This window comes from Actinomycetota bacterium (assembly GCA_005774595.1).
In the GTDB taxonomy this organism is placed as follows: domain Bacteria; phylum Actinomycetota; class Coriobacteriia; order Anaerosomatales; family D1FN1-002; genus D1FN1-002.
This window is the reverse complement of the sequence record VAUM01000048.1, coordinates 1-9458: the sequence shown is the minus strand read 5'-3', so window position 1 is coordinate 9458 and position 9458 is coordinate 1. Positions and strand designations below refer to the sequence as shown.

Below are 9458 nucleotides of genomic sequence, written 5' to 3'. Positions count from 1 at the left end.
GTCTAGACATCGATGCCGAGAACGTAGAGCGGCACTTGGATGGCGCTCTTGAACTTGGGCAGGTAGGTCTGAACCTTCTCGAAGGTGAGCGAGCCCTCCCAGTTCTGGTCGTGCTCTTCGCGCATGTGCTTCTGGAAGTGGCGGGTGGTGGTGACGTAGATGCCTACGTCCAGCTTGTCGAGCGCGGAGTAGCTGGCGACCTGGAACTTCAGTAGGTCGATGCCAATGAAGGACGAATGGCCGAACTGCACCTCGATTCCAACCCTGTCCTTCATGAAGTCGAGACGCGCCGAGGCGTCGTCATCGGCGTCGAACACGGGGGGCTGACGCTGCCAGCCCGCTGCGACGAGCTTGTCCTCAAGGACGCGATTGAACTCGGGGCGGCTCAGCGTCTCCAGCGAGATGTCGGGCGCGGTGAGTATCGCCTCCACCTCATTCTTGAGCGTGAGGTGGCTGTTGAGCACTTGCTCTGCGTAGCGGTAGGAGTACTTCTCCAAGCGCACGATGCCTCCAGGGGTTGGAGGGGATGCTGGACTGGGCGTTGTGGCCGACAGCTACTGGGGCGGCGGGTAGCCGTGGATGAACGTGGAGCCGCCGGCCGAGTCGAGTCCGGTGCGCTTGATTGCCTGAATCATGCCGTCGCGGACGGCGTTCTTGATGATGAGGTAGGCGACCAAGACCCCACCGGCGAACATGGCGATGGCGAACGCGAGGTACGCGACCCCCCCGACCATGATTGCGTTCAGCAGGCCGTCCATTCCTGCTCCTGAGCTCGGATACACAGCGTCCCCCTCCTATCGCGGTGTGCCGCGGAGCGGCCTCGGCCATCAAGGTAGCACTCGGGGCTGACTTCTCGCCTGGTGTGGCGTTCTTGAGGGGCTGCCGCCGAGGCCTCGACGGCCGAAGGCGGCAGAGGGGTAAGGGGGGCGCACAGGCAACTGCCCTCGTTGCCGCGTCCTGGCGTTGTCCCGGCGGGATGCGAGCGACGACGGGCGACAGGCTACGCGGTGCGCTCGGCGGCGGATTCCGACAGCCACAACTCCAGCTTGCGCGCGGCGTCCTGGCCCCCGGTCTCGAACAGGTGGCCGTACACATCGAGCGTCGTCTGCGCCGACGCGTGCCCCATGACCGTCTGAACGTACTTGATGCTCAGGCCGTTGTGGATGAGGGCGCTGGCGAAGGTGTGCCGCAAGTCGTGCAGCGTGAGGTCCGGCAGTGTCGCACGCGTGCGGGTCGGCACGAGTATGTCGCGGTTCCAGTCCGATGCGTGGACGGGTCGACCCGAGGGTGTCGGGAACACGAGGTCGAGTTCGCTGCGTGGGCAGCTCGTCCTGTGGTTGGCCAGCGCGGCGAGCAGCATGGGGCCGGCGTCTATCTCGCGCAGAGCCGAGGCGGACTTGGGTGCGACGAGCCGGCCGTCTTGGAGCTGATGGCGGACGCGGATGCGGCGTCGGGTCCACAGAACGTCGGCCCAAGTGAGTCCGAACAGCTCGCCGCGTCGCAGTCCGCACGTGACCGCGACGAGGAAGGCCGGCCGCCAGTAGTCCGGTGCCGCATCGAGGAGTGCCGCGACCTGGCTCGGTTCGAGGACGCGCAGCTCGCCTCGCTTCTGCGCGCGCGGGATGGCGCTGAGCTCGATGGCGGGCGAGGCGGTGATGTATCCCCACGCGACCGCGCGGCGGAACAGCTGGCGCAGTCGTGTCGCGGTCTTGCGCACCGTGGCCGGGGCGTGGCAGCGCCCGAAGTCGGCGAGGAACAGGTCGAGTTCCTCGGTGGTGATTGCGTTCATGGGCCGGTTGCCGAAGTGGGCCGTGATGTGGCGGCAAGTGTTGTGGTAGTCGTCGAGGGTCGACGTGCGCACGCCGAGCGTCGGCAGCCAGCGTTCGATGAAGTCGAGAAGTCCGATGCGCTTGGGGACGACGAACTGGCCGAGGTCGAGCGCCCGTTTGGCTTCCCGTTCGCGCAGCTCGGCATCCTTCTTCAGGTCGTATGTGCCGAGCCACACCTGGCGGCCGAGCGCGGGGTCGTAGATGCGCGCTCCCCAACGGCCGTTGCGCCTAATCGCCATCGGTACCGACCTCCTCCGCCTGCTGCGCGAGCACGAGCTTGGCGACGAGTTGCTGGATGAGTCTGCGGTGGGCGGCGGTGAGCTTCGACCAGCCGGGGAGGGGCTCCGCGGGCTGGAAGTCCTCGACGCCTGCCAGGGTTGCCATGCGGGTCGCCCAGGAAGTGACGCCGGAGTCTGGAGAGAGGAGCGCGAGGAATTCGGCGTAGAGCTCTGCAGGCAGGTGCTCGCGGATTGCATCGATGAGTCGTTGGATGCGCAGGCCCTTGGCGAAGTCGGCGGCTGTGAGTGTGCCGGTGAGGATGGCGACGTCCATGTCATCGAGCCCGAGACAGTGCGCGAGACGGACCTGCAGCTCGGCTGACGGGGTGCGGCCGCCTTCGACCTGGGTCAGGTACGGGCGAGTGATACCCGCAGCGCGAGCAAGCTCGCCTTGGGTCAAGCCCTTCTCCTCCCTGAGCCGACCGAGGCGCTGACCGAACGGCTGGCCTTGCAGCGCTTCGAGCTGCGGGAGGAGCGCCTCGATGGCCTGCATCTGTTCTTCGTCCATGGCGGCCTCCTCGGGATGTGTTAACTGCGAGATTACACGCTACTGTTGCACACGGCAAGCGGAGAGTGAACCATGCGGACAAGCACCGGGCGAGAGGAGGTGACGAGGAGTGCAAGGGACTTCGGAACACGTGGAACGGCTGTTGACGGTGGCCGAGATGGCGGAGCGCCTGAGCGTGAAGGCGAGCTGGCTGTACGGCAAGGTCGCGTGCGGGGGCATCCCGCACGTCAAGGTCGGGCGCTACGTGCGGTTCGACGCGGCGGAGGTGCTCGCATGGCTCCGGGAGCATGGCGGGCAGTAGACGCGCGGACGGTCGCCGGCCGGATGCGGGGTCGTCTGGGGCGCGGAGGCGTCCCGGCGGCCCGCGCCGGCCGGCCCCGACGGGCGCTGCGCCGGCACCGGGGCGGGGCGAGAATCGCCCCGCCCCTAGCCTTGTAGTTGCATCGTTTCTCGGGAGGGACGGTGAATGGGTCGACCCTGTCACGGGTGAGATTCTGAAGCCCCCCGTCAGAGTCACCGCCATTGAGTACCCGGATGGAGGCGGGGAGCTCTGCGGTGTGGTGTGCGGGCCTTGGCCGCGGGCGAGCGACTCGGCGGAGATGGAGCAGCGACGCCGAGACGCTGACGAGGCTGCGTACGGTCTCGAACGAGCAGCAGAGCTCGCTGAAGAACGTCGGGAGGAGCGGGCGGCCCACAGTCAGGACGCCTGCGCGAGACGGGCGCGCACGAGAGTGCGGCGGCTGTGCCGGTGGTATGGATTGCGCCTCATGGTCACACTGACCTTCCCTGGCGAAGGCGTGCATGACTACGACCGGGCGCTACGCTTCGTTCAGGACTTCCTGCATGACCATGGGCACAAGGTCCACCACGGACAGGCGTGGATTGCCGTGCCAGAGCTGCATCCAGGAGGCCATGGATGGCACTGGCACATTCTCGTGCCGGCGGGGTTCTCGAAGGATGAACTTTCGATTCTGAGGGTGGGTTGGACTGCCTTCCTGCGCCGTCGCGCGATGCCCCCGAGCGGTGGCGCGAGGTTCGTTCGGGTGGACCTGAAGCTGTGGGGAAGCGTTGAGAGGGCTGCGACCTACGCGGCCAAGTACGCCGGAAAGACATTCGACGGCGATGGCCGTGGGAAGGGCCGAAAGCGCTACCTCGTGGCACGCGGATTGGAGGTCGCCATTGCGCGAGGCGGGGCTGGTTGTCTGCAGGAGGTGCGGGACGCGATGGGGCTACTTGAGGTCGACGTGGCGTTCGAGTCGAAGGATGAGCCAGGGTGGAGAGGTCCACCGGTTGTGTGGTGTGCGTGGAGGAGCTGAAACGAGCGCGCGCGCGCGCCGCATGTTGCGGAGCTGGAGTTCTTCGGATGACAGTAGTCGCGGACGGGTAGTACTAGATATGATACTGTGCGTATTCCGGAGTGTTCGGGTGAGCTGGGAGGTTGCGTAGGGTGACCCCTGCGTCTGACAAGGCGGCATACGCGCGGCTGCTCAAGGGTCTCCCGATGAAGGAGAAGGACTTGTGGGCGGCGCTAGGCTACGCAGGCAAGTTCTCGTGGGGTGAGACGCGCAAGGGCCACTTCGTGGTCCGAAGGGAGGGTACGCAGTTCCCGGCGAGTCTGGCTGTGGGACACGACGGTGAGGTCAAGCGCTGCTACGTCAGGAACTTGTGTAGGCATTTCGGCCTGGAGGAAGAGTGATGAGTGCTGGTCGTGCGGGTGCTGTGCGCGAGGAGGCAACGGCCATGAGGACCGCAAGGAAGAAGAGGCACCATTCATTGGACGAGTACGTGGTGGAGGTGGAGAAGGGCGACGACGGGGAGTACGTTCTCACCGTTCCGCTGCTGCCAGGCTGCATGGCGGCGGCCCACGCGCTGGATGAGGCTTACGAGGAGCTGAAGCTTGCCTTCCAGGACTGGGCAGACGACGTGGAGGCGCACGGAGGAGCGATGCCCCGGCCCACGAGGGATGCCGAGTACAGCGGGCGCACCGTCTTGCGGATGCCGAGGGGTCTCCATGCGAGGGTTGCGCGAGAAGCTGAACGCGAAGGGGTTAGTCTCAACAGCTTGCTGGTGTCGTACGTGTCGCATGGGCTGGGGTCGGCGGAGTCGGGAGGCTGGACGCAGCTGCAGCTCGACGTGTTGAAGAGGGTCATGTCTGACCTGCGCTCGGAGAAGATGGAGACAGGGCAGCCCGAGGGCTACTCGCCCGATTGGCGCGTCGACCTCGCGGGGGTGTCAGCTCCCGAATTCACCTCGGAGCATATCGTGTGGTACGAGTTGCGGTCGCAAGCGCAGTATCGGATGCCACCGAGTGGAGCCCGAGAGAAGGTGACCAGCTGTGCCGAAACGAAGTGCTGAGACAAGAAGCAGAGAGGCATACGAGAAGCTGGCGGGGAACATGACGCTGGTGGGAGTCTTTCTGGGCGGGGTCACCCTAGACGTGTGTCGTGAGGCATTTCCGGAGAATGCAGAGGCGAGGGCGTCGCACAAGGTGCGAGGCAAGACGGAAGTCGATGGGATGAGCGGGTACCTTCGCGCAGTGTGCTCATTCAGCCTGAGCTCGCGGGCGCAGGGTCAGCGGAAGCCCTACCAGAAGACGCAGGCCTGCTTCGACGTCGTGTTCGATGCGGAGTCCGGTGAGCTGAGTCAGGAGATGGCGGCGATGCTGGGAAGGGACGCGGTCCAGGTCTGCTGGCCGTACCTGCGGGAGTTGGTAGACACGCTGAGCTTTCGTGCAGCTGTGCCAATCCCCACACTGCCGTTCCTGACGGACGAGGTACTTGAGAGCGTTCTGTCGGAGCAGAAGGCTAGCCGGTCGGACGGGTAGGCGACCCAATTCCGCTACCGCATTGCTACCGGGAGTAGCGCGACGAGCGTCGAACCAGCGCTAGGCAGCGAGAACGAACCCGCAGCTAGATGGCATAGGAGCGACTGAGCGAGAACGGCTCGGGCGACTTAGGAAACCTGTGCTCTATCCCCTGAGCTACGAGGGCGCCGCGACAGTATAGCGCGCGATGCACGCTGCGCCGACCCGCGGGCGGAGGTGTACAAATCTCTCACCGAGTGGTAGATATGTGCTACATCGTGTGAGCACATTCCCACCTCGGAGGACTCATGCTCCTCGAACGCAACGCCACCGATGAGGTGCTCCAGGCACTCGAGTGGTCCCCTGTCGTCCTCATCGAGGGGCCGCGGCAGGCCGGCAAGTCCGTGCTCGTGCGCGAGCTGGTCGGGGCCGTGCGCCCCGCTGCCTATGTGACGCTCGACGACGCGGTCGTTCTGGCCTCGGCGCGTGAAGACCCGCAGGGGTTCGTGTTCACGCTCGCTGATCCCGTGGTGATCGACGAGATCCAACGTGCGCCCGAGCTCTCGCTCCCCATCAAGCTCAGCGTCGATGAGGACCGCCGTCCGGGCCGGTTCACCCTGACGGGTTCCGCGAACGTGCTCCTGCTGCCGGCGTTGTCGGACGCATTGGTGGGCAGGATGCGCGTCGTGACGCTGTGGCCCTTGTCGCAAGGCGAGATCGAGGGTGCGCGGGAGCGCTTCGTCGATGCGGTGTTCGCCGACGGGCCGCTCGCGAGGTTCACCGGCGCCGAGACTCGGCGAGGTATCGCCGAGCGGGTCGTCCGTGGAGGGTTCCCGGAGGCGGTCTCGCTGCCCGCAGGCGAGCCGCGTGACGGATGGATGAGGAGCTACCTGACCACGCTGCTCGAGCGTGACGTGAGGGAGCTCGCGGCCGTCGGCGAGCGAGTCGCGCTCCCGCGTCTCCTGCGCCTGCTCGCTGCGCGCAGCGGCATGCTGCTCAACGTCGCGGACCTGGCGCGCTCGACCGGGATCGCCCGTGCCACGCTCGACCGCTACCTCGCGCTGTTCACGCGCACCTTCACGGTGCGCCTCATCCCGTCATGGTCGGGCGACGCGGGGCGTCGGCTCATGAAGTCCCCCAAGGTGCTGTTCGTCGACAGCGGCCTCGCCGCGCATCTCGTCGGGCTCGACGCCGCCAGGCTGCTCGACGACCCGGACCGCCTCGGCCCGATGCTCGAGACCTTCGTGGGCGGCGAGCTGATGAAGCAGGTCGCCGCGGCAGACGAGTCGGCCGACCTGATGCACTATCGGGACAGCCGCGGTGGCGAGGTCGACTGGGTCCTCGAGGACCGGCGGGGGCGGTTGGTCGGCATCGAAGTGAAGTCGACCTCGGCGCCGTCCGCGCGCGACTTCAAGGGCCTCCGCTCGTTCGCGGCGAACGTGGGCCGGCGGTTCCATCGCGGCATGGTGCTACACACGGGCACGACCGCGGCGCCGATGGGCGACGGGATGTGGGCGTTGCCGATCGACGCGCTGTGGCGGCTCGGGCAGGCATAGCGCCAGCGGCCCTGCACCCACTCGTGTCGCCGCGCCCCTCGCGGGGAACCTTCTCCCTCGGATGATCACCGTCACCGGGGGGTGTCGAGCCATGCGGGTCTCACGTCTTCGCATCACGTTCGCGATCGTCACGACGGTCGTGCTCCTCGCGTCGACCTCGACGGCGATGGCGGTGACCGGCACCGTGCAGGGTCACGTCACCGACACCCACACCGGCGCGCCGATCTCCGGGATCTCGGTGACCGTGTGGCAGCGCCCGAGCGGCAGCTGGATGATCGCCGGGTCGGGGTCGACCAACGCGTCGGGCGACTACACGATCGCGGGCGTCAACGCCGCCGGCAGCCGGGTCGCGTTCTGGGATTCCTCGGGCCGTTACGCCGGCAAGGGCTGGCGCTACGGCTACTACTACTTCGACTCACGTAGCGAGACGCTGACGGTCGTCGCCGGCACGGTCACCGCGAACGCGACGATGTCGCCGGCGGCGCACGTGCGGATGCGCCTCGTGACCGAGGCGACCGGCGGTCCCATCGCCGGGGTCATGGCCGACGCGCAGGACGTCTCGGCCAACGTCGGGATCGGCTCGATGACCGGCTCGGACGGCTGGGCCACCGCGCACTGGCGCGCGGACCTGTACCGGCTCTACGGCTTCGACAACGACACCGCGTTCGAGACCAACCCCCCGCGCCCGTGGACGAACTCGTGGGGCGACTGCGACGTGCACCTCGCCGAGAACACCACGACGACGGTGACGATCCCGCTCCGGCACCTCGCGAGCGTCTACCACGACGTCGTGCGCGAGTCGGGTGCGAGCCGCTACGACACGGCGGTCCAGATGGCCAAGGAGTCGTTCCCGCCCGACCTGTGGGGCTCGTGGAAGAACGTGACCGACGTCATCGTCGCGAGCGGCGAGGATGCTGCGGTCGTGGACGCGCTGTCCGCATCCGGGCTCGCCGGGGCCTACAACGCCCCGCTCCTGCTCGTGCGGAAGGACTCCGTCCCCTCGGTCGTATCGAACGCGATCGGCGTGATGCCGGACGGCGTGAAGATCCATATCGTGGGCGGGACCGGCGCGGTGTCGGCGAGCGTGGCCGGGGACCTGGGCGACATCCCCACCGTGGGATCCGTCGACCGGTGCGCCGGAGGCACACGCTACGAGACCGCCGCCATGGTGGCGCGCTGGATGAAGACCAAGCTCGGTGGGGCGTTCCCGACGACCGCGCTCATCGCGAACGGCGCGGACGCCACGAAGTACTGGGACGCGCTCGCGCTGTCGCCGATCGCGTACGCGCGGCATTACCCGATCCTGCTCACGGCGCGGGACAGCGTGCCGGCGACCACGACGGCCGTGATGACGGCGCTGTCGCTGAGCACCCGGTACCTGGCGGGTGGCACGGCCGCGGTGTCCGACGCCACGCGCATCGCGCTCGGCGTGCCCCCGGGTAACCGGCTTGCGGGCACGTCGCGCTACGGAACTGCGGTCGCGATCGCGCAGCGCGCGCAGAGCAACGCGTGGCTCGGCTACTCGCAGCCCGGCGTCGCGGCGTCCATCCCCGACGCGCTCGCTGCGGGACCCATGCTGGGCAGGAAGGCGAGCCCGCTGCTGCTGACCGGTAACGGCGCCACGACGATGAACGCCGAGACGAACGCGCTGATCACGAGCGCGCCGTTCGAGGCAGCCATGCAGTGGGGCTTCGTGTGCGGCGGGACCGGCCCGGTCCCGGAGGCGCCGCGCTTGGCGTGGATGGCGTCGCAGAACTAGGCGCGGCGCGCGCGCCGAAGCGCCGGCTCAGTCCGAGAAGTCGCAGTTCTTCGTCACGGTGCCGGTCAGGCCCGTGTCGTCGGTCACGGTGAGGCGCACCCACACCGGCAGGACGTCACCGCCCGAGCTGCCGTCCCACGTCTTGTCCACGGTCTTGCCGGACAGGGTCTCCTCGGTGGTCCCGTAGCTGACCGTCCAGGTGTAGGTCGTAATGGTGCCGTCATCGGTCGACGCGCCCGCGTCGAGCACGAGCCGCCAGTGCGCGACGTCGGTGAACCACACCGTGTCGGCCATGGTGAACGCGGCGGTCGGGGCATTCGGCGAGTCACCCGCCGGGGTGGCCGGAGTGAGCGGCACCAGCGTGTAGCCGGCGGAGGGCTTCTTGGCGGCAGGCGGTGACGTCGCGTTCGGGTTCGCCCCCTCCGCGAGCACAACGATCACGCTGACCGCAGAGCCGGCCGCCGCCACCTCGCCGCCGGCCGGCGACTGCTCGAGCACGGTGCCGGCCGCCTTGCCCTCGGCGCGCGCGTAGATCGTCTCGCCGATCGCGAGCCCGGCGGCGCGCAACGCGGTCCCGGCCTTCGCGATGTCGAGGCCCACCACGCCCGGGACCACGACGGTGGCCCCGACACTCGCGGGGGCCGCGCCGCCGCGCGCCGCGCTTCCCGGCGTCCCGGGGACGACGATCGCCTTGTCGCCGTCCGCGCCGGGGAGCAGTCCGAGGA

General features: G+C 68.0%; 12 protein-coding genes. 7 read left to right on the top strand and 5 right to left on the bottom strand.

The annotated features are described in order from the left end of the window. Nucleotides 1-2 precede the first annotated feature (2 nt). From FDZ70_03330 to FDZ70_03315, 4 genes are all read right to left on the bottom strand, one after another. On the bottom strand, nt 3-506 hold the full coding sequence (locus tag FDZ70_03330) for a restriction endonuclease (protein TLM78934.1): 504 nt from the start codon (nt 504-506) through the stop codon (nt 3-5). Between the two features lie 48 nt (nt 507-554). Then, entirely contained in the window at nt 555-758 is a 204-nt protein-coding gene (locus FDZ70_03325) for a hypothetical protein (protein ID TLM78933.1), read from the bottom strand. 242 nt (nt 759-1000) lie between these two features. Next, nucleotides 1001-2386, bottom strand: coding sequence for a site-specific integrase (locus tag FDZ70_03320; GenBank protein ID TLM78932.1), 1386 nt, complete (start codon nt 2384-2386; stop codon nt 1001-1003). Beyond that, on the bottom strand, nt 2058-2615 hold the full coding sequence (locus FDZ70_03315) for a helix-turn-helix transcriptional regulator (protein ID TLM78931.1): 558 nt from the start codon (nt 2613-2615) through the stop codon (nt 2058-2060). Before FDZ70_03315 ends, FDZ70_03320 begins: the two co-directional genes overlap by 329 nt. Before the next feature lie 130 nt (nt 2616-2745). Here FDZ70_03315 and FDZ70_03310 point away from each other — a divergent pair, with 130 nt between their 5' ends. The 7 genes from FDZ70_03310 (at nt 2746) to FDZ70_03280 (ending at nt 8733) form a co-directional block, all read left to right on the top strand. Beyond that, on the top strand, nt 2746-2916 hold the full coding sequence (locus FDZ70_03310) for a helix-turn-helix domain-containing protein (GenBank protein TLM78930.1): 171 nt from the start codon (nt 2746-2748) through the stop codon (nt 2914-2916). 466 nt (nt 2917-3382) lie between these two features. Beyond that, entirely contained in the window at nt 3383-3931 is a 549-nt protein-coding gene (locus FDZ70_03305; GenBank protein TLM78929.1) for a hypothetical protein, read from the top strand. 185 nt (nt 3932-4116) lie between these two features. Continuing rightward, the gene (locus tag FDZ70_03300; protein TLM78928.1) at nt 4117-4311 is read left to right on the top strand and encodes a hypothetical protein; all 195 of its coding nucleotides are present in this window, start codon (nt 4117-4119) and stop codon (nt 4309-4311) included. Continuing rightward, complete coding sequence (locus FDZ70_03295; protein TLM78927.1) at nt 4311-4970, top strand: toxin-antitoxin system HicB family antitoxin; 660 nt, start codon at nt 4311-4313, stop codon at nt 4968-4970. The genes FDZ70_03300 and FDZ70_03295 overlap by 1 nt, the downstream gene beginning before the upstream one ends. Further along, nucleotides 4951-5439: a hypothetical protein gene (locus FDZ70_03290; protein TLM78926.1), complete on the top strand. Its 489-nt coding sequence runs from the start codon at nt 4951-4953 to the stop codon at nt 5437-5439. The genes FDZ70_03295 and FDZ70_03290 overlap by 20 nt, the downstream gene beginning before the upstream one ends. Before the next feature lie 287 nt (nt 5440-5726). After that, nucleotides 5727-6974 (top strand): ATP-binding protein, encoded by a 1248-nt coding sequence (locus FDZ70_03285; protein ID TLM78925.1) that lies wholly within the window; start codon nt 5727-5729, stop codon nt 6972-6974. A 91-nt stretch (nt 6975-7065) separates the two neighbouring features. Next, complete coding sequence (locus FDZ70_03280; protein ID TLM78924.1) at nt 7066-8733, top strand: hypothetical protein; 1668 nt, start codon at nt 7066-7068, stop codon at nt 8731-8733. Between the two features lie 27 nt (nt 8734-8760). Here FDZ70_03280 and FDZ70_03275 read toward each other — a convergent pair. Further along, nucleotides 8761-9458: PASTA domain-containing protein (locus FDZ70_03275; GenBank protein ID TLM78923.1), on the bottom strand; the 698-nt coding region annotated here is incomplete at its 5' end.

Coding starts and splice junctions, on each gene's coding strand:
- FDZ70_03325 (TLM78933.1), bottom strand. CDS start 758: ATGGACGGCCTGCTGAACGCAATCATGGTCGGGGGGGTCGCGTACCTC.
- FDZ70_03320 (TLM78932.1), bottom strand. CDS start 2,386: ATGACATGGACGTCGCCATCCTCACCGGCACACTCACAGCCGCCGACT.
- FDZ70_03315 (TLM78931.1), bottom strand. CDS start 2,615: ATGGACGAAGAACAGATGCAGGCCATCGAGGCGCTCCTCCCGCAGCTC.
- FDZ70_03305 (TLM78929.1), top strand. CDS start 3,383: ATGGTCACACTGACCTTCCCTGGCGAAGGCGTGCATGACTACGACCGG.
- FDZ70_03300 (TLM78928.1), top strand. CDS start 4,117: ATGAAGGAGAAGGACTTGTGGGCGGCGCTAGGCTACGCAGGCAAGTTC.
- FDZ70_03295 (TLM78927.1), top strand. CDS start 4,311: ATGAGTGCTGGTCGTGCGGGTGCTGTGCGCGAGGAGGCAACGGCCATG.
- FDZ70_03285 (TLM78925.1), top strand. CDS start 5,727: ATGCTCCTCGAACGCAACGCCACCGATGAGGTGCTCCAGGCACTCGAG.
- FDZ70_03280 (TLM78924.1), top strand. CDS start 7,066: ATGCGGGTCTCACGTCTTCGCATCACGTTCGCGATCGTCACGACGGTC.